The 21838-nt window shown below is 68.1% G+C and carries 23 protein-coding genes and 1 tRNA gene; 13 read left to right on the top strand and 11 right to left on the bottom strand.

All coding sequences use genetic code 11. The features are described from left to right. The first annotated feature begins 379 nt into the window (after nucleotides 1-379). The 3 genes from B9Y70_RS10150 to B9Y70_RS10140 all read left to right on the top strand — a co-directional run bounded on the left by B9Y70_RS10150 (nucleotide 380) and on the right by B9Y70_RS10140 (nucleotide 3192). Nucleotides 380-661: a DUF485 domain-containing protein gene (locus B9Y70_RS10150; protein WP_085550147.1), complete on the top strand. Its 282-nt coding sequence runs from the start codon at nucleotides 380-382 to the stop codon at nucleotides 659-661. A 4-nt stretch (nucleotides 662-665) separates the two neighbouring features. Further along, nucleotides 666-2306, top strand: a complete 1641-nt coding sequence (locus tag B9Y70_RS10145; protein WP_085550146.1) for a solute symporter family protein — start codon at nucleotides 666-668, stop codon at nucleotides 2304-2306. A 73-nt stretch (nucleotides 2307-2379) separates the two neighbouring features. Next, entirely contained in the window at nucleotides 2380-3192 is an 813-nt protein-coding gene (locus B9Y70_RS10140; RefSeq protein WP_240309230.1) for a hypothetical protein, read from the top strand. On the opposite strand, the gene B9Y70_RS10135 is transcribed toward B9Y70_RS10140, so the two are convergent. Continuing rightward, nucleotides 3189-4025 (bottom strand): DUF1906 domain-containing protein, encoded by an 837-nt coding sequence (locus B9Y70_RS10135; protein WP_085550145.1) that lies wholly within the window; start codon nucleotides 4023-4025, stop codon nucleotides 3189-3191. The genes B9Y70_RS10140 and B9Y70_RS10135 overlap by 4 nt on opposite strands. A 216-nt stretch (nucleotides 4026-4241) precedes the next feature. Continuing rightward, nucleotides 4242-4317: transfer RNA gene (locus B9Y70_RS10130), tRNA-Arg, on the bottom strand. Nucleotides 4318-4441: 124 nt separating this feature from the next. Between B9Y70_RS10130 and B9Y70_RS10125 the strand changes: the two genes are divergently transcribed. Next, on the top strand, nucleotides 4442-4720 hold the full coding sequence (locus tag B9Y70_RS10125) for a cg0963 family protein (protein ID WP_085550144.1): 279 nt from the start codon (nucleotides 4442-4444) through the stop codon (nucleotides 4718-4720). On the opposite strand, the gene B9Y70_RS10120 is transcribed toward B9Y70_RS10125, so the two are convergent. The 4 genes from B9Y70_RS10120 to B9Y70_RS10105 are packed head-to-tail and all read right to left on the bottom strand — an operon-like array spanning nucleotide 4717 to nucleotide 7086. After that, a complete protein-coding gene (locus B9Y70_RS10120; RefSeq protein WP_085550143.1) occupies nucleotides 4717-4971 on the bottom strand; it encodes a mycoredoxin in 255 nt (84 codons plus the stop codon). The genes B9Y70_RS10125 and B9Y70_RS10120 overlap by 4 nt on opposite strands. Next, a complete protein-coding gene (locus tag B9Y70_RS10115; RefSeq protein WP_085550142.1) occupies nucleotides 4972-5511 on the bottom strand; it encodes a dihydrofolate reductase in 540 nt (179 codons plus the stop codon). Next, nucleotides 5511-6317 (bottom strand): thymidylate synthase, encoded by an 807-nt coding sequence (locus tag B9Y70_RS10110; RefSeq protein WP_085550141.1) that lies wholly within the window; start codon nucleotides 6315-6317, stop codon nucleotides 5511-5513. Before B9Y70_RS10110 ends, B9Y70_RS10115 begins: the two co-directional genes overlap by 1 nt. 10 nt (nucleotides 6318-6327) lie before the next feature. Beyond that, complete coding sequence (locus tag B9Y70_RS10105; RefSeq protein WP_085550140.1) at nucleotides 6328-7086, bottom strand: 3'(2'),5'-bisphosphate nucleotidase CysQ; 759 nt, start codon at nucleotides 7084-7086, stop codon at nucleotides 6328-6330. A 34-nt stretch (nucleotides 7087-7120) separates the two neighbouring features. Here B9Y70_RS10105 and B9Y70_RS10100 point away from each other — a divergent pair, with 34 nt between their 5' ends. Further along, nucleotides 7121-11662, top strand: a complete 4542-nt coding sequence (locus B9Y70_RS10100; RefSeq protein ID WP_085550139.1) for an ATP-dependent helicase — start codon at nucleotides 7121-7123, stop codon at nucleotides 11660-11662. A gap of 168 nt (nucleotides 11663-11830) precedes the next feature. Continuing rightward, on the top strand, nucleotides 11831-12667 hold the full coding sequence (locus tag B9Y70_RS10095; RefSeq protein ID WP_085550138.1) for a DNA-formamidopyrimidine glycosylase family protein: 837 nt from the start codon (nucleotides 11831-11833) through the stop codon (nucleotides 12665-12667). Here the strand turns inward: B9Y70_RS10095 and B9Y70_RS10090 are convergent. Further along, nucleotides 12564-13214: a DedA family protein gene (locus B9Y70_RS10090; protein WP_085550137.1), complete on the bottom strand. Its 651-nt coding sequence runs from the start codon at nucleotides 13212-13214 to the stop codon at nucleotides 12564-12566. The two genes, B9Y70_RS10095 and B9Y70_RS10090, sit on opposite strands and share 104 nt — an antisense overlap. Nucleotides 13215-13523: 309 nt before the next feature. Beyond that, nucleotides 13524-13733, bottom strand: a complete 210-nt coding sequence (locus tag B9Y70_RS10085) for a DUF1707 SHOCT-like domain-containing protein (RefSeq protein WP_159449807.1) — start codon at nucleotides 13731-13733, stop codon at nucleotides 13524-13526. 40 nt (nucleotides 13734-13773) lie between these two features. On the opposite strand from B9Y70_RS10085, the gene B9Y70_RS10080 reads away from it, so the two are divergent. Further along, the gene (locus B9Y70_RS10080) at nucleotides 13774-14187 is read left to right on the top strand and encodes a YccF domain-containing protein (RefSeq protein ID WP_085550136.1); all 414 of its coding nucleotides are present in this window, start codon (nucleotides 13774-13776) and stop codon (nucleotides 14185-14187) included. Nucleotides 14188-14217: 30 nt separating this feature from the next. On the opposite strand, the gene B9Y70_RS10075 is transcribed toward B9Y70_RS10080, so the two are convergent. Beyond that, nucleotides 14218-15351, bottom strand: coding sequence for an HNH endonuclease signature motif containing protein (locus tag B9Y70_RS10075; protein WP_085550135.1), 1134 nt, complete (start codon nucleotides 15349-15351; stop codon nucleotides 14218-14220). A gap of 117 nt (nucleotides 15352-15468) precedes the next feature. Then, the gene (locus B9Y70_RS10070; protein ID WP_085550134.1) at nucleotides 15469-16956 is read right to left on the bottom strand and encodes a glutamate-cysteine ligase family protein; all 1488 of its coding nucleotides are present in this window, start codon (nucleotides 16954-16956) and stop codon (nucleotides 15469-15471) included. Nucleotides 16957-17046: 90 nt separating this feature from the next. Here B9Y70_RS10070 and B9Y70_RS10065 point away from each other — a divergent pair, with 90 nt between their 5' ends. The 5 genes from B9Y70_RS10065 to B9Y70_RS10055 all read left to right on the top strand — a co-directional run bounded on the left by B9Y70_RS10065 (nucleotide 17047) and on the right by B9Y70_RS10055 (nucleotide 19788). Next, a complete protein-coding gene (locus B9Y70_RS10065; protein WP_143337605.1) occupies nucleotides 17047-17316 on the top strand; it encodes a hypothetical protein in 270 nt (89 codons plus the stop codon). A 184-nt stretch (nucleotides 17317-17500) separates the two neighbouring features. Next, complete coding sequence (locus B9Y70_RS12665; protein WP_143337604.1) at nucleotides 17501-17797, top strand: hypothetical protein; 297 nt, start codon at nucleotides 17501-17503, stop codon at nucleotides 17795-17797. Next, nucleotides 17794-17970, top strand: coding sequence for a hypothetical protein (locus tag B9Y70_RS12805; protein ID WP_159449806.1), 177 nt, complete (start codon nucleotides 17794-17796; stop codon nucleotides 17968-17970). The genes B9Y70_RS12665 and B9Y70_RS12805 overlap by 4 nt, the downstream gene beginning before the upstream one ends. Continuing rightward, the gene (locus B9Y70_RS13075) at nucleotides 17963-18397 is read left to right on the top strand and encodes a radical SAM protein (RefSeq protein ID WP_240309229.1); all 435 of its coding nucleotides are present in this window, start codon (nucleotides 17963-17965) and stop codon (nucleotides 18395-18397) included. Before B9Y70_RS12805 ends, B9Y70_RS13075 begins: the two co-directional genes overlap by 8 nt. Next, nucleotides 18340-19788 carry a radical SAM protein gene (locus B9Y70_RS10055; protein WP_240309228.1) on the top strand — a complete coding sequence of 483 codons (1449 nt, stop codon included), beginning with the start codon at nucleotides 18340-18342 and terminating at the stop codon, nucleotides 19786-19788. Before B9Y70_RS13075 ends, B9Y70_RS10055 begins: the two co-directional genes overlap by 58 nt. Here B9Y70_RS10055 and pgi read toward each other — a convergent pair. Continuing rightward, complete coding sequence (gene pgi / locus B9Y70_RS10050; RefSeq protein WP_085550131.1) at nucleotides 19785-21422, bottom strand: glucose-6-phosphate isomerase; 1638 nt, start codon at nucleotides 21420-21422, stop codon at nucleotides 19785-19787. The genes B9Y70_RS10055 and pgi overlap by 4 nt on opposite strands. A gap of 99 nt (nucleotides 21423-21521) precedes the next feature. On the opposite strand from pgi, the gene B9Y70_RS10045 reads away from it, so the two are divergent. Then, nucleotides 21522-21824: an antibiotic biosynthesis monooxygenase family protein gene (locus B9Y70_RS10045; protein WP_085550130.1), complete on the top strand. Its 303-nt coding sequence runs from the start codon at nucleotides 21522-21524 to the stop codon at nucleotides 21822-21824. Nucleotides 21825-21838 lie beyond the last annotated feature (14 nt).

The following is a 21838-nucleotide window of genomic DNA, read 5'->3' as shown; positions in this document are numbered from 1 at the left end:
CCTCGGCCACTCTTGTGAAGATCGCGCGGTGTGCGAAGATTTGATTTGCAAAGTTAGCTGCGGGGTGCGAGTTCCCGTGCGGGGGTGGAAGTGTTACCAAAATGTCCGCAGGTCGCAGCGGGTTGCGGGGGTGACGGCGGGCGCACATTGGGGCAATTGTGCCCGTTCACTTCAATGTTGCAATGTGAGCCAGGTAACTTACATTTGCAGCACAGAGTGTGACAGCTTCCACAGGGTATGACACCTGAGGCGGAGGTCACCGAAAGCTCGACCCCCCGGAGGTTCCGGGGTCCGACATGAAAGAGAGAACACAGTGAGCGCGACTCCAGTTGTCCGACCGGATGGCCGGCGCGAGCCGACGTCCGAGGAATTCATCGCGATGCAGGCCAGCCCGCAGTTCCAGGAACTGCGCTCGGTCTTCCGTAACTTCGCCTTCCCGATGTCCGTGGCGTTCTTCGTCTGGTTCATCGTTTACCTTCTCGTGGCGACCTTCGCCGCAGACTGGATGGGTACCGAGATCGGCGGTGGCTTCAACATCGGCATCGTCTTCGGCCTGCTTCAGTTCCTGACCACGTTCCTGATCACCTGGATCTACGTGAAGTTTGCCAACAAGAACATCGAGCCGCGCACCGCCGCGATTCGCCAGGAAATGGAGGGTTAGGACAATGGACCTTACCTACCTCGCACAGGAAAACACCGGCAACCCGATCCTCAACATCGCGGTCTTCGTCGTGTTCATCGTCGTCACCATGACCGTGGTCATGCGTGCCGGCAAGTCCACCAAGGAAGCCTCTGACTTCTACACCGGTGGCGCATCCTTCACCGGTACCCAGAACGGCCTCGCCATCGCAGGTGACTACCTCTCGGCAGCCTCCTTCCTGGGTATCGTCGGTTCCATCGCCCTCAACGGCTACGACGGCTTCCTCTACTCCATCGGCTTCTTCGTCGCATGGCTGGTCGCCCTCCTGCTCGTCGCCGAGCCGCTGCGTAACGTCGGCCGCTTCACCATGGCTGACGTGCTCTCCTTCCGTCTGCGTCAGAAGCCGGTCCGTGTGGCCGCCGCAGTCGCGACCCTCGCGGTCTCCCTGTTCTACCTGATCGCCCAGATGGCCGGTGCCGGCTCCCTGGTCTCCGTCCTCCTGGACCTGCACGGCACCATGGAGCAGGCCATCGTCGTCGCCGTCGTCGGTATCATCATGACCGCCTACGTGCTCGTCGGCGGCATGAAGGGCACCACCTACGTCCAGATGATCAAGGCTGTCCTCCTCATCGGTGGTGTCGCGATCATGACGATCTGGACCTTCATCGCGGTCCGCGGCGGCTTCTCCACCCTGTTCAACGAGGCCATTGCGTCCCACGCCGGCTCCCAGTCCATGATTGACCGCGGCTACGAGGCTGCCGACATCATGAAGCCGGGCCTGAACTACGGTGCGACCTTCACCAAGCAGCTCGACTTCATCTCCCTGGGTCTGTCCCTGGTTCTGGGTACCGCCGGTCTGCCGCACGTCCTCATGCGCTTCTACACGGTTCCGACCGCCAAGGAAGCACGTAAGTCCGTCACCTGGGCCATCGTCCTCATCGGTTCCTTCTACCTGTTCGCCATGGTCCTCGGCTACGGTGCCGCCGCTCTCGTCGGCCCGGACCGCATCCTGGCCGCTCCGGGTGGAGCCAACGCCGCAGCACCGCTGCTGGCACTGGATCTCGGTGGCTCGATCTTCATGGCCCTGATCTCCGCTGTCGCGTTCGCCACGGTTCTCGCCGTCGTCGCCGGCCTCGCGATCACCGCCTCCGCCTCCGTCGCCCACGACGTCTACAACAACGTTCTCCGTGACGGTAAGGCCACTGAGGAAGAGACCGTCCGCGTCTCCCGCATCACCGTTATCGTCCTGGGCATCATCTCGATCGTCCTCGGTATCCTCGCGATGCAGCAGAACGTCGCCTTCCTGGTGTCCCTGGCCTTCGCCGTGGCCGCCTCCGCGAACGTCCCGACCATCCTGTTCTCCCTGTACTGGAAGCGCTTCAACACCGCTGGTGCCGTCGCCTCCATGTACACCGGTGTCATCTCGGCTCTGGTCCTGATCTTCTTCTCCCCGGCCGTCTCCGGCACCCCCACCTCGATGATCTCCGGTGCTGACTGGTCGATCTTCCCGCTCACCAGCCCGGGCCTGGTCTCGATCCCGCTCGCGTTCATCGCCGGTATCATCGCCACCCTGGCCACCAAGCCGGACAACCTGGATCACCTCCAGGCTGAGATGGAGGTCCGCTCCCTCACCGGCGTCGGCGTCGAGGCTCCGGTCGACCACTAGTCGCCTGACCTCCCGCTAGACCCCAGCGCCGCCATCACGTGAAAACGTGGTGGCGGCGCTATCATGTTCAGACGTGTCAACAACCTTTTCCCGGGTGGTGATCGCCGTGGTCACCACGGTGCTCGTCGCCATCCCGTTGGTCGCGGTCCTCGGTCTGCCCCGCGACACCCCGCTTATCGACGCCGCGCCCGAGACGGTCGCCGCCACCCCCGAGGTCGTCGAGAAGCAGGAGGTGAAACCGGTGACCGTCGCCGGCCCGGATCTGGACTCCTTCGTGGAGAACTCCACCGGCTCACAGGTGAGCTTCTACCGCATCTCCGACGGCTACCGGACGGGCACGGCGACGGAGCGTTTCGCGCGGCCGGCCCTGAGCCTCATCAAGCTCTACATCGCGGCGTACGTCATCGAGCACGGCACCCTCGCCGAGCAGTACGACGCCATCACCATGATCAGCTCCTCGTCCGACAAGGTGGCCGGGCAGCTCTACCGCGCCTACCCCGACTCCATCGACGAGGTCGCCGAGGAGTACGGCCTGCTGTCGACGCGCGCTGCGGACCGCTGGGGCTTCTCCGTGACGTCCACGTGGGACGCGGTGAACTTCATCGCCCAGCTGCTCGAGGAGGACCCCACGCACCCGATCCTGGTGGCCATGGCGGAGGCGACCCCCATCGCCGCCGACGGCTACGGCCAGGATTTCGGGACCTCGGTGCTGCCCGGGGTGATCGGCACCAAGTGGGGATGGTCCGACAAGCGCGACCTGCACTCGTCGGTGTCTTTCGGCGAGAATTTCGTCGTCGCCGCGGCCGTGACGGGCACGGCCGACGACCTCACCGATCTCGTCGAGTTCCAGCTCAAGGACGAGATCGAGGAGGCGCTGGAGGACTAGAGTCTCGAGGCCCGGCGGAGCAGCTCGAGGATCTGGTTGACGTCCAGTGCCGGCTGCTGTGCCGGGGGAGCGGGCGGGGTGACCGTGCCCGACTGGCCCGGGGTCCACTGACCCCAGTCGGTGGCGTAGACGTTGTTGATGTCCACGGTGACGCCGTCGATGACCTTCTGCTTGTTCTGGGGCAGCTGGTGGATTGTGGTGCGCGGGTGGATCTTCCCGCCGGAACCCCAGTCGTGCATCCAGAAGTAGGTGCCGATGCCGTCCGCGATCGCCCAGTCGATGACGTTGTAGTTGCCGTACACACCCGTGCGGTAACCGGCGAGGGTCAGCGCGGCCTGAAAGGCCTGCAGGTAGGGGCGGATCTGGTTGACGTACTGGGTGCGGGTCGGGTTGTCGTCGATGGCGACGTAGATCGGGCGACCGGTCGGGCCGCCCGCGGCGACGTGCAGCGCGATGGCCTGTGGGGCGTGGACGGCGGCGCCGGCGGCCCCCTGCAGCCAGTCGGCGGTCTCCGCGCGGCCGAACTGGTACACGGAGGCGGTCTGCAGACCCTCTGAGGCGAGCGAGCGGGTCTCGGTGAGGGTGACGGGCTTGCCCAGCATCCAGTTCTCGGTGCCCGGGCGGCGCTGGGAGACGTAGCGGACGGCACCCAGGTGGCCCGCTGCCTTGATGGAGGCGGCGGAGGGCACTCCGGCCGCGTAGTCGATGACGGTGCCCAGGATGCGGCCCTGGGCGGTGGCCTGCGGGGCGGCGACGGCGGCGGTACCGAGCGTGCCGGCGGCGAGGGTGAGGGCCGAGGCGCGGAGGAAACCGCGGCGGTTCATGGTGGACATGGAGACTCCCGGAATTGTCACATTGTTAACAACCGTCACAATAGCAACGGGGCGGGGGTGGTGTCAGTCCTGAGAGGTAGATCATCGTGCAGGAGGGACCGGAAACGACCTGCAAAAGCTCACTGCTGCACGATGATCTACCTGACAAAGGCGATCGCCGGTACGTTCCCTCGATTTCAGGGGCCGAAAATCGGCTTACGTACCGGCGATCGCCAGTGGTGCCCCAGAGAGGAATCGAACCTCCGACACCGGCTTTAGGAGAGCCGTGCTCTATCCACTGAGCTACTAGGGCGAGGTGCCGGAGTGTTGCCCGCACCATAGGTGAGGGTACCGCACGAGGGGGACGTGTCGGAAACCGGACCCGGGCCAACTATCCTGGGAAGGAACACATCATTCCAGTGAGAAAGGACCACGCCGTGGCCCAGAACCAGCCGACCTTCATCGACGTCCAGCGCCGTGACATCGTCGCCGAGATCGTGACCAAGGATGGCGTCCCGGTGCTGTCCATTGACAAGCAGGTCCCCGGCGGCTCCTCCAAGCGCCTCCTGCTGCTCAACAAGGTCGACGCCAAGCAGCTGGCCGGTGTCCTCGAGCACTACCTCAAGCAGGTCTACTCCCTCGAGCTGGCCGGCCTCAACGCCTCCCTGTCCCCCGAGGACATGGTGGCGCTCTTCGGTGAAGAGGACGACGACTAGGCCGTCAGCTCCTCCAGCTTGCGGCGCACGGCGGAGGCCTCCGGGTTGGTGGCGTGCGTGCCGTCGGAGTACTTCACGGTGGGCACGATGCGGTTGCCGTCGTTGACGGACTCGACCCAGGCGGCGGCCTCGGCGTCGAGCTCGACGTCGATGAGCTCGTAGGGGGTCTCGGTGCGGTCGAGGCGCTTCTTAAGGTTGATGCAGTACGGGCACCAGGTGGTGGCGTAGATGGTGACGTGGTTCTCGGACATTCAGGCGGCCTTCTTTCGTTCGTAGCGCAGGAAACGGTAGCGCAGGGGGAGATCGCTGGGCTCGTCGCCCAGGGTGAGGCGTCCATTATCGGACACCAGCCAGTCGGTGTCGGACACCAGCCCGAAGTCGGCGGGGATCTCGGGGGCGCGGACGGCGCGTTCGCCGAGGGCGTCGCCGATCTGCACGCCGATGAGCGTGACGACGAGCACGTCACAGTCCGCCACCGTCGCCGAGTAGACCTGGCCGCCGCCCATGATCCAGGCCTGGGGGGCGTCGATAAGCGGGAGCGTGTCGACGACGGTACCGCCCGCCGACCACCCGCCGGGCTCGCGGGTGGACAGGATGATGTTCTCCCGCCCCGGCAGGGGGCGGAAACGCTCCGGCAGGCTCAGCCACGTGCGACGCCCCATGATGACGGGGTGGCCGTGGGTGACCTCGCGGAAATGCGCGAGATCCTCCGGGACGTGCCACGGCATGCCCACGCCGTCGCCGATGATGCCGTCGAGGGACTGTGCCCAGATCGCTCCGAGGACGGCCATCACACCGAGACCCGGCCCTTGATCACCGGGTGCGGGTCGTAGCCCACGACCTCGATGTCGTCGAAGGTGTAGCTGAAGATGTCCGCCGCCTGGCGGAGCTGCAGCTGCGGGTAGGGGCGCGGCTCACGGGAGATCTGCTCGCGGACCTGGGGGAGATGGTCGTTGTAGATGTGGCAGTCGCCGCCCGTCCAGATGAGCTCGCCCACGTCGAGCCCCGCCTGCTGCGCGAACATGTGCGTGAGCAGCGCGTACGAGGCGATGTTGAAGGGCACGCCGAGGAACATGTCGGCGGAACGCTGGTAGACCTGCATCGACAGGCGACCGTCGACGACGTAGAGCTGGAACAGCAGGTGGCAGGGGAGCAGGGCCATCTGATCCAGCTCCGAGACGTTCCACGCGGAGACGACGTTGCGGCGCGAATCCGGATTCTCCTGCAGGGTGCGCAGGGCCCCGGCGATCTGGTCGATGTGCGCCCCGTCCGGGGTCGGCCACGACCGCCACTGCACGCCGTAGACGGGGCCGAGCTCACCGTCGGCGTCCGCCCACTCGTTCCAGATGCGGATGTTGTTCTCCTGCAGCCACCGCACGTTGGAGTCACCCCGCAGGAACCACAGCAGCTCACCGACGACGGAGTGCAGGTGCACCTTCTTCGTCGTCAGCAGCGGGAACGAATCGGCGAGGTCGTACCGCAACTGGCGGCCGAACACGCTGAGGGTGCCCGTGCCCGTGCGGTCACCCTTCGGGGCCCCCTGCTCGAGAATCTCGGCGAGCAGGTCCTCGTAGGGCGTGGAGATGGAGTCGGTCATGCCGACCACCTTAGTAGCGGCCGTGCTCCCCGTGGAATGCGGCGGCCATGGACAGGATCTCCTCGGCCAGCTCGGGGCGGCAGATGAGGATGTCCGGCAGGTAGGTGTCCTTGTTGTTGTAGGTCAGCGGCGTGCCGTCGAGACGCGAGCAGTGCAGGCCAGCGGCCTGAGCGACGCCCACGGGCGCGGCGGAATCCCACTCGTACTGGCCACCGGCGTGGATGTAGGCGTCGTAGTCGCCGAGGAGGACGTGCATGGCCTTCGCACCGGCGGAACCGATCGCGGCGGTCTCGTAGCCCAGCTGCTCCGCTATGTGCAGGGCCACCTCCGGGGGACGGTTGTGCGAGATGGCGATCTTCTTCGCGTACGGGCCGGTGACCATGCGGGACTCCGCGGAGCTGAAGACCACGCCCAGATCGGGCAGGCCGACGGCGGCGTGGGTCGGGGTGCCCTTCTCGACGAGGGCGATGTGCACCGCCCAGTCCTGGCGGCCGGTGGCGAACTCCTTGGTGCCGTCGAGCGGATCGATGATCCACACGCGGTCCTTGTCCAGGCGCTCCGGGTTGTCGGCCATCTCCTCGGAGAGAAAACCATCGTCCGGGCGGTGCTGCTCCAGGACGCGCGCGATCCAGTTCTGGGCCAGGTCGTCGCCGGCGTCACCGAGGTTGCGCCCGCGCAGGACGCCGACATTGCGGACGCCCTTGAGAATCTCGCCCGTTCCCTGTGCGAGGAGGTGGGTGAGGCGGGCGTCGTCAAGGTGAACTGTCATGCCCTTGACATTACCGCGCGGGTTAAAGTTGGGCATGACCAGAAGCATCCTCGAACGGTTCCGCCCCCAGGTCGCCACCTGGTTCGAGGAGGTTTTCGCCGCCCCCACCCCCGTGCAGGAGGCCGCGTGGTCGGCGATCTCCGCCGGTGACCACGCCCTCGTCGTCGCGCCGACCGGCTCCGGCAAGACCCTCGCGGCGTTCCTGTGGGCGCTCAACAACCTGGTGGAACGCGAAGGCCAACTGGCGCTGCCGGTGGAGACGGGGGCGTCGAGAAGCGGCGGGGGAGTGAAGGTCCTCTACATCTCCCCGCTCAAGGCCCTCGGCGTCGACGTGGAGAACAACCTGCGCGCCCCGCTCAACGGCATCGCCCGCGTGGCGCAGCGGCTGGGGCTGGACGTGCCCGACATCACGGTCGGGGTGCGCTCCGGAGACACTCCGCCCTCCGAACGCGCGCGGCAGCTGCGGCGGCCGCCGGACATCCTCATCACGACGCCGGAGTCGGCGTACCTCATGCTCACGTCGAAGGCGGCGGGGGTGCTCGCCGGCGTGGAGACCGTCATCGTCGACGAGATCCACGCCCTCGCCGGCACCAAGCGCGGCGTCCACCTGGCGCTCACCCTCGAGCGCCTGGCCCGGATCACCGGCGGCTTCCAGCGCATCGGCCTGTCCGCGACGGTGCGCCCCCTGACCACGGTGGCCGACTTCCTCGGCGGCGACCGGCCGGTCGAGATCATCGCCCCGCCCGCGTCGAAGGAGTGGGAGCTCGACGTGCACGTCGGCGTGGAGGACATGTCCGACCTGCCGGTGCCGGAGACGGGGTCGACGATCGGGGAGGCCACCATCGACGACCAGCTCGGACTGCCGGGGCCGGGGGAGTCGGCGCTGCCGCAGCAGAAGTCCATCTGGCCCTCCATCGAACAGGACGTGTACACGCGGGTCATGGCGCACCGGTCGACGCTGGTGTTCGTCAACTCGCGGCGCACCGCCGAGCGCCTCACCAGCCGCCTCAACGAGATCTGGGCTGCCGAGCACGCCCCGGAGTCGCTGTCACCGCCCCTGCGGCGGGACCCGGCGCAACTGATGAAGTCGGTGGACGTGGCCGGGACCGCGCCGCCGGTGATCGCGCGCGCCCACCACGGGTCCGTGTCGAAGGACGAACGCGCCCTGACCGAGCAGATGCTCAAGGAGGGTTCGCTACGGGCCGTCGTGGCGACGAGTTCGCTCGAGCTGGGCATCGACATGGGTGCGGTCGAGCTGGTGGTGCAGGTCGAGTCGCCGCCCTCGGTGGCGTCCGGCCTGCAGCGCGTGGGCCGCGCCGGGCACTCCGTCGGCGCGGTGAGCCACGGCAGTTTCCACCCCAAACACCGGGCCGACCTGGTGCAGTCGGCGGTGACGGTCGCCCGGATGCGGGAGGGGCTCATCGAGGAGCTGCACGTGCCCGCGAACCCGCTCGACGTGCTCGCCCAGCAGACCGTCGCGGCGGTCGCCGTGGAGGACCTCGACGTCGAGGAGTGGTACGCCGCCGTGCGCCGCGCCCGGCCCTACCGCGACCTCTCCCGCGACGTCTTCGACGCGGTCATCGACCTGGTCTCCGGCGTCTACCCGTCGACCGATTTCGCCGAGCTGCGGCCCCGGGTGGTTTTCGACCGGGTGAGCGGCCGACTGACGGCCCGGCCGGGGGCGCAGCGCGTGGCGGTGACCTCGGGCGGCACCATCCCCGACCGCGGCATGTTCGGCGTCTTCCTCCTCGGCGGGGAGGGGGCGCCGCGCCGCGTCGGCGAACTCGACGAGGAGATGGTCTACGAGTCCCGCGTCGGCGACGTCTTCACCCTCGGCGCCTCCAGCTGGCGCATCGAGGACATCACCCGCGACCAGGTCCTCGTCAGCCCCGCGCCCGGACACACCGGCCGCCTGCCGTTCTGGACCGGCGACGCCGCCGGCCGGCCCTACGAGCTCGGCCTCGCCCTCGGCGCTTATCGACGCTGCGTCCACGCCGACCCCTCCCAGGTGACGGATCTCTCCGGGTACGCGCGCGACAACCTGCTGGCCTTCCTGGCGGAACAGGAGGAGGCCACCGGCGTCGTCCCCGACGAGAAGACCCTGGTCCTCGAGCGCTTCCGGGACGAACTGGGGGACTGGCGCGTCGTCCTCCACGCCCCCTTCGGACGCGGCGTCAACGCGGCGTGGGCCCTGGCGGTGGGCGCCCGCATCGCCGAGCGCACCGGCATGGACGCCCAGGCCGTTGCCGGGGACGACGGCATCGTCCTGCGCCTGCCTGAGGGGGAGGCCGACCCGGACGCGTCGCTGTTCCTCTTCGACGCGGACGACATCGGGGAGGTGGTCACCGAACAGGTCGGCGGGTCGGCCCTGTTCGCCTCCCGCTTCCGCGAGTGCGCCGCCCGCGCCCTCCTCCTGCCGCGCCGCCACCCCGGCAAGCGCGCGCCCCTGTGGCAGCAGCGGCAGCGGGCGGCCCAGCTTCTCGACGTCGCCCGCAAATACCCCAGCTTCCCCATCATCCTGGAGACCGTCCGCGAGTGCCTGCAGGACGTCTACGACCTGCCCGCCCTGACCACGGTGTGCCGCGACCTGGCGACCCGCCGCGTGCGCATCTCCGAGGTGACCACCGACCAGCCCAGCCCCTTCGCGTCCTCGCTGCTGTTCAACTACACCGGCGCCTTCATGTACGAGGGCGACTCGCCGCTGGCGGAGAAGCGGGCGGCGGCCCTCGCCCTCGACCCCGCTCTATTGGCCAAGCTGCTGGGCACCGTCGAACTGCGGGAGCTGCTCGACCCGGAGATCATCGCCGAGGTCCACGCCTCGCTGCGCCGCCCGCCCCGCACCCCGGAGGAGCTGGCCGATGCCCTGCGCCGGCTGGGGCCGCTGCCGTTGGCGGAGGTGACGGTGGACTGGGCGTCGCTGGGGGACCGGGTCATGGTCGTGCGCATCGGCGGCGTCGAACACCTGGCGCAGACCCTCGACGCCCCGCTGCTGCGCGACGGCCTGGGCATCCCCGTCCCGCCCGGGGTGCCCGCCCAGGTGGAGACCATCGTCGACGCCCTCGAGCAACTCGTCTCCCGCTGGGTGCGCACGCGCGGGCCGTTCGTCCTGCGCGACCTGGCGGACGCCTTCGGGCTGGCCGTGAGCGCCGCGCACTCCGCCCTGCAACCCCTGCTTGCCGACGCCCGCCTCGTCGACGGCCACTTCCGGCAGGGCATCGACGAACAGGAGTACTGCGCCGCCGAGGTGCTCGGCGTCATCCGGCGGCGCTCCCTGGCCGCGGCCCGCGCGGCCACCCGGCCCGTCATCGGGTCGACCTACGCGCGTTTCCTCATCGACTGGCACCAGATCGGCGGGCCCCTGCGGGGTGCCGACGGTGTCTTCGCCGCCCTCGAGCAGCTGGCCGGGGTGCGCCTGCCGGCGAGTGCCTGGGAGTCCCTCGTCCTGCCGTCGCGGGTGCGCGACTACGACCCGCTCATGCTCGACGAACTGACCTCCAACGGGGAGATCCTCATCGTCGGGGCCGGCACCGCCGCCGCCCGCGACCCGTGGATCATGCTGCTGCCCGCCGACATCGCCGCGGACCTCGTCCCCGACGTCGAAACCGCGGGACTGACCTTCATCCAGGAACAGGTCATGGGGATCCTCCGCCGGGGCGGCGGTTTCCTCTTCGCCGACCTGCAGCGGGAACTGTCGGAGATGGTCACCGCGGCGGAACTGCGGGAGGCCCTGTGGGGGCTCGTCGACGCCGGGCTCGTCAGCCCCGACGGCTTCGCCCCCATCCGCGCCCGCCTGGCCACCACCGGCGGCACCACCGCCCACCGCGCCCGACGGCGCCCCAACCGCTCCCGCCTGCGCTCCGGGCCACCCCTCGACATGGGCGGGCGCTGGGCACTCAGCGTCCCGCCCGGCCGCGACGCCACCACCCGCTCCGTCATCCAGGGCGAGACCTGGCTCGACCGTTACGGCGTGGTCACCCGCGGCAGCGTCGTCAACGAGGACGTCCTCGGCGGCTTCGCCCTCGCCTACAAGGTGCTCAGCGGCTTCGAGGAGTCCGGCAAGGCCATGCGCGGCTACTTCATCGAGGGCCTCGGGGCGGCGCAGTTCTCGACGCCCGGCGTCATCGACCGCCTCCGCGGCCTCGACGGCGACGGATTGCCCCCGGACCTCCACGACCCCGAACTGCACGTCCTCGCCGCCGCCGACCCCGCCAACCCCTACGGTGCCGCCCTGCCGTGGCCCGAGACGGGGCCCTCCCGCGCCGCCGGCGCCCTCGTCGTGCTGGCCGACGGCGTCCTCCTCGCCCACCTCACCCGCGGCGGGCGCACCCTCACCGTCTTCGACACCGACCACCTCGCGCTCGTGGTGCGGGCGCTGAGCGGGCACAACCTCACCGTCGAGAAGCTCAACGGACAGCCGGTGTTCGACTCCCCGCACCTGGGGGCGCTGCGGGAGGCGGGGGCGTCGATAAGCCCGCGCGGAGCGCGCCTCGGCGGGCGGGCAGCGGCACCGCGTACCCCCGTCAGGGGGCGGCGTGTGACGGATGTGATCGAGGGCATCAGCTTCGACGATGAATAACCCCTGTCCGCAGCCTGTGTCCCACTGCAGTGGGCGAAACTACAGCCATGCCATACCGGTGCCGCGGGCAATAATTCTCCCCGGGGGGAACACAGCCACGGGGCACGACACGGGCCAGTGACAGGGACACGAAACCGGGTCGAAGCCCCGTGGCGGTAGCGTGAAAGAGTGCCCGAAGGTGACTCCGTCCTCCAACTCTCCCGGCGCCTGCAGTTCATGACCGGCCGGGAGGTCCTCCACACCTCCCTGCGCGTGCCCTCCGTGGCACTGACCACCTTCGACGGGGACATCACCGAACGCGTCTGGCCCTACGGCAAACACCTGTTCATGCAGTTCGGCGACCGGATCCTCCACACCCACCTCAAAATGGAGGGCACCTGGGCCATCCACCGGGTCGGCGACAGGTGGCGCAAACCCGGCCACACCGCCCGCGTCGTCCTCCACCTGGCCGACACCCACCCCATCGAGATAGTCGGCCACTCACTGGGATTCGTCCGCGTCTTCGGCGTCGACGACTACCACGAGCAGATCGCCCACCTCGGGCCCGACGTCCTCGGGGAGTGGGACCCCGGCGAAGCACAACGACGCATCGAGGCCGAACCGCAGGCGTCGATAGGCGAGGCACTGCTCGAACAACGCAACCTCGCCGGAGTCGGCAACGAATACCGGGCCGAGATCTGCTACCTCGCCGGCGTCCACCCCGCGCGCCCCGTGGGGGAGGTCGACGTCGGGAAGATCCTCCACATCACCCGCCGCATCATGTGGGCCAACCGCCACGCCCCCGTCCGCGTCACCACCGGCGTGCGCCGCGCCGGGGAGACCACCTACGTCTTCGGCCGCCACGGCCGCCCCTGCCGCCGCTGCGGCACGATGATTCAGCGGGCCTGGCTGGGGGAACGCATCATCTGGTGGTGCCCCGCATGTCAGCCTTCCGCCGCTGATTACGACGCCGTGCCCGTCGTGCCAACAGGCCGACCACCACGAGGAACGCGATACCCACGATGACGTACACCACCGTCGAATACTCGCTGACGTACTTCTCCACCAGGTGATAATTATCGCCGAGCACCACTCCGGCGTAGATGAGCACCGCATTCCACAACGCCGAACCGGTCACGGTCATGAGACCGAAGGACAGCGGATTCATCCGGTCGACGCCCGCGGGAATGGAGATCAGCGACCGGATACCCGGGATGAGACGCCCGAAGAACACCGACCACCGCCCGTACCGGTCGAACCAGTGCAACGCCTTATCGACGTCCTCCGGCTCCACCAGCCACATCCAGTCCGCGATACGCCGCAACCGGTCCGCGCCGATCCCCGCCCCCAGCCAGTACAGCAGGAACGCACCCGTCACCGACCCGATCGTCGCCCAGGCGAACGCCGCCCACACATTGAGGTCACCCTGCGTGGACGTGAACCCGGCCAGGGGCAGAACCACCTCGGACGGGATGGGAGGGAAGAGATTCTCCAGGAGAATGGCGATGCCGACGCCCGGAGCCCCGAGGAGCTCCATGAGGCGGACGACCCAGTCGACGATGGAGGAGAGCATGGGGAGCAGGTTACTCCCCCCTCCAGCTCCCTGAGGCGCTCCGTGGCGCGTTCGATCCGGGCCTTCCGTGCCTTCTCCTCGACCTCCTTCATCTCCTCGTAGACCTTTTCATCCGAGTCGGAGAAGTGGTTGAGCAGGCGGATCACCACGAACAACGCGCCCATGATGGGCCACACGATCCACGCCCAACTCACGTCGAAGGCGAACATGAGGATGAAAAATGACGCCAACGTCACACTGCCGAGGACACCGTCCCACTTCTCCACCTTCATGCCCCGGCTGCGGATCTCGGCCAGCTCCGCATCCTGCTTATCGACGAGCGCCGTCGAGTGCCGCCGGGAGTTGCCCCGGCAGATCGTCGAAAAGCGGACGGAGATCCCCGCGGGTCTTCGCCTGGGAGGCGGCGAGAGTGCGCTCGTCGAACTCGGACGTGTCGAGACGTCCCTCGGTGAAATGGGTGGCCAGGGCGGACATGGCGGAAATGCGCTCGTTGTCGGAGAGACGCAGGTGGTCATCCATGCCCGCCATCGAAGTGGCAGATTCCACTAGATTCGGGGGTGTGAAACTCCTGCTCAACATCATCTGGTTCATCACCGGTGGTTTCCTCCTCGCCGCCGGCTACGTCCTTTTTGGCATCCTCGCCTGCCTGCTGGTCATCACCATCCCGGCCGGCGTCGCCTCCTTCCGCATGGCCAACTACGCCGTCGCCCCCTTCGGGCGCTCCGTCATCCAGCCCTCCGGCGGGGTGAGCGGCATGTCGGCCGTCAGCAACGTCATCTGGTTCCTCGTTGCCGGCCTGTGGCTCGCCATCGGCCACATCACCACTGCCGCAGCCCAGGCCGCCACCATCATCGGCATCCCGCTCGCGTGGGCGAACATCAAGATGATCCCGGTCACCTGCTTCCCCTTCGGCAAGCAGATCGTCGACTCGGAGCGGATCCCCTTCGGCTACGAGCCGATGGTCAAGCTGTAGCCAGCACCGATAGCCCCTCCGGGGGAGGGGTCACCGGTTGACGAGGGCCATGGCGGAGAGGTTCCGGATCGGGTGGGTGTTGGTGCGCGGTGGCCCACCATCGGGTGGGTGGTGGACCACTCCGCCGGGTTCTCGTGCCAGCCGACCGTGCCTCGGTGGGGTGTCGGGATCGTCGTCGTTGCGGGCGTTGTGCACCCGGCACGCCATCGTGAGGTTGTCCAGGTTGGTTTCCCCGCCGTGTTTCCAGGGGGTCAGGTGGTGTACCTGGCACTGATCGGCCGGTGTCGTACACCCCGGGGTGGGGCACAGGATCGTCTCCGCCGCCAACAGCATGCGCTGCTTGAAACTCGCGCACCGTTGATCCCGGTAGAGGTTGACCCCACCGTCGACCGGGTCGTAGACACCGACCAGGCCGTGGGAGGCCATCTCATGCTCCACCAGCTCCTTGCCGGTGATCGTGGTGCCATCGGTCAGGGCGAACACCGTCTCATCCCCCTCGTGGCGCAGGACCGCCGCGTAGTCGGGTAGTGCCATGACCACCAGCGGCACCACCGGCGGGGTTGAACTGCCTGCCGCTCCGGTGGTCAGGTGCTGGTAGGCGGCATCAGCCATCGCCGGCTCATACCCCAGGCGGGGATCCGCGGCCCGGGCCTGGTCCGCGGCAGGTAGCAAGGTGGCGATGATGTGGGAGATCTGCCGTTCCGGCAGAGTGAGGGTCAGGGTGCGCATGCCGAGGGCGTCGGTGTTCTTACCCCCGCGCAGGGCGCGTTTGCCGTAGGCCTTCGCCGCCGCATCCTTGACCGACCTGTTGTGGTCACGCACCCGGGCGGCGGCCGCCCGATCAATCTCATCGACGGTGCCGCGCAACGAACACAGTTCGACCCGGAGTTCCTCCACCGTCACCGACGCACCACGCAACAACGACCGCAGGTGTTTTTCGATCACCGCGACCGCGTCCAGGGACAGCGGCGCCGCCGCCTCCCGGGCCGCCGCCTGCAGCCTGCGATACCGGGTGGGCCCGTAGTACGTGACCGCCAACCTCTCCCACAGCCGGGCATCACGCACACCCAGACGGTCGAGTACGTCGCGTGTGACCGCCCCGGAGGAGATCTCCTCCAGGACGGTCATGGCCCGCAGGGCCTGCAACGCAGCAACGGTGGTCATGCCCCGGACACTAAACCGGAAACAACGCGGCGTCGATAAGCAACCAACCCGGCCTGTGGATAACCACCGTCTATCCACAGAAACCGGCATTTCTGCCCACCTACCGGTTGACAAACCTCACGGATGTATCTTCCAGGTGTGCACCGGCTCATCGGTGGCCTGGTTGGCCAGATAACGGCGCAGCATCTCCGCCAGGGCGGCGCGGCGCTCGGGGGAATCCGGCGTAGAGCCGGCCGGGGTGAGCGCCTTGAGGGTGCGCAGCTGCCACATGGCCCCGTTCTGGCGCTTGCGGGCGCGCTCGCCGATGATGCCGAGGTAGTGGGAGACGAGGTCCTCGTCGACGTCGAGGGCGCGCAGACCGGTGCGGGCCTGCTCGAGGAGGTGGTCGGTGACGAGGGTGGCGACGTCGATACGCCCGAGTGTCGGCCAGTCGAGGCGGGCGAACATGCCGGCCCGCGCCCCGTAGAAGAAGTTCTGCTCCGCGTCCTTGAAAGTCAGACGCGACCACACGGGGCGGGTCTCCGACGACAGGTACTTCACCAGGCCATAGTAGAAGGCGGCGTCGGCGACGATGTCGGTGACGGTGGGCCCGGCGGGCAGGATGCGGTTCTCCACGCGGATGTGCGCGCGCCGCTTGCCGGGGGCGTAGATCGGGCGGTTCCAGCGCCACACCGTGCCGTTGTGTAGATTGAGGTGATGGAGGGTGGGGGACTGGCCCTCGATGATGGGTTCACCGGAGGCGGTGCGGTCCTCGGGCAGCAGCGGGGAGAAGTAGCGGACGTTCTCCTCGAAGAGGTCGAAGACGGAGGTGATCCAGCGCTCACCGAACCACACGCGCGGTCGCACGCCCTGGGCGACCAGTTCGGGCGTGCGCGTGTCGATGGCCTGCTGGAACACCGGGATGCGCGACTCGTGCCACAGTTTGCGGCCGAGGAAGAGCGGGGAGTTGGCGGCCAGCGCCACCTGCACGGATGCCATCGCCTGGGCGGCGTTCCACGCGTGGGTGAAGCGCCCGGGCGGGACCTGCAGGTGCAGCTGCATGGAGGTGCAGGTGGATTCGGGGGCGATGTCGTCGAAGTCCTTGCGGCACTCCTCCTCGTTCGACAGGTCGATGTGGACGAGTTCGCCGCGGCTCTGCATGATGGCGTTGTTGAGGCCGCGGTAGCGGTTCTCGGGGACCATCCAGGAGGGGTCGGAGAGGAACTCGGGGGTGACGGTGGGCAGGGTGCCGATCATCGCGACCTGTGCGCCCACGTTGGCGGCGGCCGCGCGCACCGTGTCGAGGCGGGAGGTGATGCCCTCGTGCAGCTGGCGCAGCCCGTCCCCGGCGACGGACAGCGGCGGGTGGTTCATCTCGACGTTGTACATGCCGATCTCGGACTGGTACTCGTCGCTGAGCTGCTCGAGCACCTCGGGGGCCTTGCGGGCGGGCTGCATGTCCTCGTCGACGAGGTTGAGCTCCAGCTCCAGGCCGATGGTGCCCCGGTTGCCGAAATCGGCCTTCTGCAGGTGCCGGTCGAAGACCTCGAGGTCGTTGTTCAGCTGCTGGCGGTAGCGCGTGCGCTGCTGCGGGGTGTACGTGTCGGTGGAAACTGCTTCGCCCATAAGTCGAGATAACCATACTGCGGCGCCCGGGGGGTGCTTTCTGCATCTCTCCTCCTGCGCTTTCTGACGCAAGCGTTTAGGATCCCCGGTATGTCTAGGGCTGTGTCCGTGGCGGTGGCCACGGTTCTGTTCCTCCTGGTGGTGGCCGCCGTCACGGGGGCCGGTTGGGTCGTGGTGTTCTTCGGCCTCGTGGCTGCCGGGGTGGCGTTCGGGGCGACCGGAATTGTCGGCGCGGTGCGCCGCGCCGGCCGTGCGCCGGTGGAGTGGCCGGACGCCTGGGTGGGTGTGGCGACGGTGACGCGGCTGCGCAGCACCACCGAGCTGAAGGACGGCCGCCGTCTGATCACCTCGTGCGGGTAGAGCCGGCCGACGGCAGTGCCCCCTTCGACTCCGTCTTCACTCGTAGGGTGGCCGCCGATGCGGTGCCCGGTGTTCAGCCCGGCCTGCAGTTTCCGGCCATGTGGCGTCAGTACCGCCGGGAGAAGGTGAAGATCGCGCGGGGGCCGAAGCGGGAGGAGGCGCAGCGCTTTTCGACCAGGTCCGGGTGCGTGACGGGCTCGACGACAGGCTCGATCGGGAGGCCGTCCGCCGCGGCCTGCCGGCGGAGGCCGAGGTCCTGCGGGTGGACCGCACGGGCCGCACGGTGAGCGGCGTCCCGGTTGTCGCGGTGGAGCTGCGGATCCTGCACGGGGACCTGCCGACGATCGTCAAGGGGATGCCGCTGAGCGACTTCCAGTACGGGCTGCTCGTGGCCGCCCGGCGGGTGCGGGTGAGGTATCTCCCGGACAATCCCCGGGCGGTGGCGGTGGCCATCGAGAAACGACAGGAGGCGGTCTCATGACCACACCATTCGGGCGCCGGCCCATCTCCGGCACGTCCACGGGCGACCCGTTCAGTGAGTCGGCGAGTTTCTGCAACGGTTGGGCCGGCATCCTCGGTTTCGACGGGGCCGGTATCCAGGAGGGCGGGAGCTCGGACGACGGCTCGAGCGACAACAACAATAACAATGGCTGACCTGCTGTTTCACCGGGCGATCAAGCTGACGTTCGTCCCGAACCAGTTCTGCAACCTCGGCTGCACGTACTGCTACCTCGGCGACCTGACCAACAACCGCGACGACCCGGCCGACGTCGTCGCCGAGTTCTCCCGCATCTGCGACCACCTCGCGCACCAGAGCATCCTCATCGACCAGCTGCTGCTGCACGGCGCCGAGATCTCCACCCTCCCGGAGCCGGTCCTGCGGGAGCTCTTCGCGTTCTACACCGCTTATCGACGCACGCACCGCCTCGAACTCAAGGCCCTCGCCCGCGGTGGGCGGCGATCCACATCAAGACGAATCTCTACAACTTCCACCAGCTGCGTCCGCTGTTCGAGGAGTACGAGGTGTCCATCTCGGGTAGCTTCGACCTGCCGTTCTCGCTGCACGAGAAATTCCGGGTGACCAAGGCGGGGAAGTCGACGCTCAGGCGCACCGTCGATAATGTGCTGTTGCTCGTCTCCTACCCGCACCGCAAGCAGATCAGCTGCGTCGTGGGCCGCGAGCACCTGGAGAGGATCGACGAGTTCGTCGCCGACCTGCGGTGGCTGGACGAGCACGGCTTCGACATGGTGACGGACTTCTACATCATGTTCGCCTACGACTCGCTCAACTCCGGTGACTCCAGCCAGCTCGATCAGGCGCAGATGGTGGAGTTCTTCGAGGGTGTCCTCGACCGTGTGCGCGGCACGAAGTTCGAACGGGCCGTGTACTACGAGTGTTTCAAGGAGTTCACCCACGGCTACTGCACCCACCAGATCAACTGCGGGGCCACCAACTTCCTCGTGCAGAAGAACGGGGACGTCTACCCGTGCCACCGCGCCCAGGCGGAACCGGACCTGAAGTTCGGCAACATCCTCCAGCTCGGGCTCCCGGAGATCGCGGCGAAGGGGGCGGCCGCGATCCGCGCCTACGAGTCCGCGAACGAGGACCTGTCGGCCGAGTGCATCGCCTGCGAGTACTTCTACCTCTGTTACGCCGGCTGCCCCATCGAGAGGAACAACAACCGGGGGAACCGCGCCTACACCTGCGGGATACAGAAGGCGTTCTACCGGGCGCAGCCGCAGCGCTTCCCGCCGAAACCCGACGCCAGCCGCCGCCTCGTCGACTCCTTCATCCGCCAGAACCAGCCGCACCTCTACGACGATCTCAGCGTGCCCCGCGTCGTGAAGTTCAAGACTGAGATCCTCGACGAGAACAACGCGGTCACCGCGATCATCGCCCGCGACCCGCAGCTGCAGACCCTCTTCCGGCGGGGTGCCGTCACCCTCGAGGTCAACGGCCTGCGGCGCGAGCTGTTCAGCAGCCACCTCTACGGGAGGATGACGCAGGCGGCGCTGACACCGGAGGACGAGGTGCGCCTCCACGTCGCCACCGACCTGTGGGACCTCAACGCCGGGGAGGGTGCCCTCAACGCGGTCAAGCTGCAGCTGCTGCGCGATGAGCGCGTCGTCTACGGCGACGAGCAGCGCGAGAAGATGGAGCACGTGGCCACCGTCGACCTGTACCCGGCCGAGCTCGTGCGCACCGACGCCGGGTGGAGCCTCGACCTCGCGCCGTTCCTCCGGCAGCATGCCCACCTGCTGCTGCCCGGCTACGGCAACCTGCTGTCGGTGACCACGCTCAAGGCCCGCGAGTACCACTACGCCAAGCACGCCCGGAACGCCTTCTACCACCTGAACACGGTGAACCTGCCGTTCCACGAGTTCCGGTTCAGCTACGGGGAGCGGGGCGACGTCGAGAAGCAGAAGGCCGGCACCCCTCTCGGGATGCCGGCCCTGCGCGGAGCGGATTAGCGGTTCGCGCGGTACCAGCGCACGAGCGCGTCGGTGGAGGAGTCGCCGGAGTCGACCTCCTCTTCACCGGAGACCGCGGCGGCGAGCTGGTTGGCCTGCTGCTTGCCCAGCTCCACGCCCCACTGGTCGAAGGAGTTGATGTCCCAGATGACGCCCTGGACGAAGGTGATGTGCTCGTAGAGGGCGATGAGTGCACCGAGGACGGCCGGGGTGAGCTCCTCGGCGAGGATGGTGGTGGACGGGCGGTTACCCGGCATCACCTTGTGGGTCACCAGGTCCTCGGCGACACCCTCGGCGGCGATCTCCTCGGCGGTCTTGCCGAAGGCGAGCACCTTCGACTGGGCGAAGAGGTTGCCCATGAGCAGGTCGTGCATGGAGCCTGCGCCGGTGGCCGTCGGCAGGTCGTTCTTCGGGCGGGCGAAGCCGATGAAGTCGGCCGGCACGACGCGGGTGCCCTGGTGCATGAGCTGGTAGAAGGCGTGCTGGCCGTTGGTGCCCGGCTCGCCCCAGTAGATCTCGCCGGTGGCGTAGTTGACGGCCGAGCCGTCGTGGCGGACGGACTTGCCGTTGGACTCCATGGTCAGCTGCTGCAGGTAGGCGGCGAAGCGGGCGAGGTCCTGGGAGTAGGGGAGCACGGCGTGGGTCTCGAACTCGTGGAAGTTGACGTACCAGACCCCGAGCAGGGCCATGAGGACGGGGACGTTCTTCTCGAAGGGGGTGGCGCGGAAGTGCTCGTCCATGGCGCGGAAGCCCTCGAGGAAGCGCATGAAGTCCATCGGGCCGATGACGGCCATGAGGGACAGGCCGATGGCGGAGTCGACGGAGTAGCGGCCGCCGACCCAGTCCCAGAAGCCGAACATGTTCGCGGTGTCGATGCCGAACTCGGCGACCTTCTCCGCGTTCGTGGACACCGCGACGAAGTGCTTTGCGACGGCCGACTCGTCCCCGTCGAAGGCCTCCAGCAGCCAGCGCTTCGCGGCGTGGGCGTTGGCCAGGGTCTCCTGGGTGGTGAAGGTCTTGGAGGCGATGATGAACAGGGTCGACTCGGGGTCGAGGTCGTCGAGGGTGGCGGACATGTCGGCCGGGTCGACGTTGGAGACGAATTCGGCGGTGATGCCGGCGGTGGCGTAGGAGCGCAGCGCCTGGGCAGCCATGGCCGGGCCCAGGTCGGAGCCGCCGATGCCGATGTTGACGACCTTCTTGATGGTGCGGCCGGTGTGGCCGAGCCAGGTGCCCGCGCGCAGAGAGGAGGCGAAGTCGCGCATGCGGCCGAGCACCTCGTGGACGTCGGCGGCGATGTCCTGGCCGTCGACCGCGAGATCCTCCTCGACGGGCAGGCGCAGGGCGGTGTGCAGGACGGCCCGGTCCTCGGTGTTGTTGATGTGCTCACCGGTGAACATCTTCTCGATGGCCTCGGTGAGCTGCGCCTCCTTGGCGAGCGCGACGAGGGCGTCGAGCACGGCGTCGTCGAGTAGGTTCTTGGACAGGTCGACGTGGAGGCCCGCCGCATCGAAGGTGAGCTTCTCCGCGCGCTGCGGATCCTGGGCGAACAGCTCCCGCAGGGTCTGGCCCTGGGTGCGCTCGAACTCGGACTCCAGGTTGCTCCATTCGGCGGAGGTGGTGATGTCGGCCATGTCGTGGCTCCTTTTCGCGGGGAAACTGGCAACACTGACGAATCTAGTGACTTTCCGGTGCATCCGCCGGGGAAGCGGCCGGTTGGGCACAATGGGGGCATGAGCATCGTCAAGATCAACGCCATCACCGTCCCCGAGGGCGCCGGCCCGCAGCTCGAGGAGCGCTTCGCCGCCCGCAAGCACGCCGTCGACTCCGCCCCCGGTTTCGAGGGTTTCCAGCTTCTGCGCCCCGTCCAGGGGGATGACCGCTACTTCGTGGTCACCCGCTGGGCCGACGAGGAGTCCTACGCCGCCTGGCGCGACGGGGAGGCCCGCGCCGCCCACGGCGGGGACCGCCAGCCCGTGGCCACCGGCGCGGAGCTGCTCGAGTTCGAGGTCGTCCTCGACTCCACGGAGAAATAAGGAGTAAGGGTGGG

This window comes from Corynebacterium pollutisoli (assembly GCF_900177745.1).
GTDB lineage: Bacteria > Actinomycetota > Actinomycetes > Mycobacteriales > Mycobacteriaceae > Corynebacterium > Corynebacterium pollutisoli.
This window is presented reverse-complemented; position numbering and strand designations above follow the sequence as displayed.

Excerpts from the sequence above, each read along its gene's own strand:
- B9Y70_RS10150 (WP_085550147.1), top strand. The coding sequence starts at position 380 with ATGCAGGCCAGCCCGCAGTTCCAGGAACTGCGCTCGGTCTTCCGTAAC.
- B9Y70_RS10145 (WP_085550146.1), top strand. The coding sequence starts at position 666 with ATGGACCTTACCTACCTCGCACAGGAAAACACCGGCAACCCGATCCTC.
- B9Y70_RS10135 (WP_085550145.1), bottom strand. The coding sequence starts at position 4,025 with ATGTCCACCATGAACCGCCGCGGTTTCCTCCGCGCCTCGGCCCTCACC.
- B9Y70_RS10120 (WP_085550143.1), bottom strand. The coding sequence starts at position 4,971 with ATGTCCGAGAACCACGTCACCATCTACGCCACCACCTGGTGCCCGTAC.
- B9Y70_RS10115 (WP_085550142.1), bottom strand. The coding sequence starts at position 5,511 with ATGGCCGTCCTCGGAGCGATCTGGGCACAGTCCCTCGACGGCATCATC.
- B9Y70_RS10110 (WP_085550141.1), bottom strand. The coding sequence starts at position 6,317 with ATGACCGACTCCATCTCCACGCCCTACGAGGACCTGCTCGCCGAGATT.
- B9Y70_RS10105 (WP_085550140.1), bottom strand. The coding sequence starts at position 7,086 with ATGACAGTTCACCTTGACGACGCCCGCCTCACCCACCTCCTCGCACAG.
- B9Y70_RS10100 (WP_085550139.1), top strand. The coding sequence starts at position 7,121 with ATGACCAGAAGCATCCTCGAACGGTTCCGCCCCCAGGTCGCCACCTGG.
- B9Y70_RS10090 (WP_085550137.1), bottom strand. The coding sequence starts at position 13,214 with ATGCTCTCCTCCATCGTCGACTGGGTCGTCCGCCTCATGGAGCTCCTC.
- B9Y70_RS10085 (WP_159449807.1), bottom strand. The coding sequence starts at position 13,733 with ATGGATGACCACCTGCGTCTCTCCGACAACGAGCGCATTTCCGCCATG.
- B9Y70_RS10075 (WP_085550135.1), bottom strand. The coding sequence starts at position 15,351 with ATGACCACCGTTGCTGCGTTGCAGGCCCTGCGGGCCATGACCGTCCTG.
- B9Y70_RS10070 (WP_085550134.1), bottom strand. The coding sequence starts at position 16,956 with ATGGGCGAAGCAGTTTCCACCGACACGTACACCCCGCAGCAGCGCACG.
- B9Y70_RS10065 (WP_143337605.1), top strand. The coding sequence starts at position 17,047 with ATGTCTAGGGCTGTGTCCGTGGCGGTGGCCACGGTTCTGTTCCTCCTG.
- B9Y70_RS12805 (WP_159449806.1), top strand. The coding sequence starts at position 17,794 with ATGACCACACCATTCGGGCGCCGGCCCATCTCCGGCACGTCCACGGGC.
- B9Y70_RS13075 (WP_240309229.1), top strand. The coding sequence starts at position 17,963 with ATGGCTGACCTGCTGTTTCACCGGGCGATCAAGCTGACGTTCGTCCCG.
- pgi (WP_085550131.1), bottom strand. The coding sequence starts at position 21,422 with ATGGCCGACATCACCACCTCCGCCGAATGGAGCAACCTGGAGTCCGAG.
- B9Y70_RS10045 (WP_085550130.1), top strand. The coding sequence starts at position 21,522 with ATGAGCATCGTCAAGATCAACGCCATCACCGTCCCCGAGGGCGCCGGC.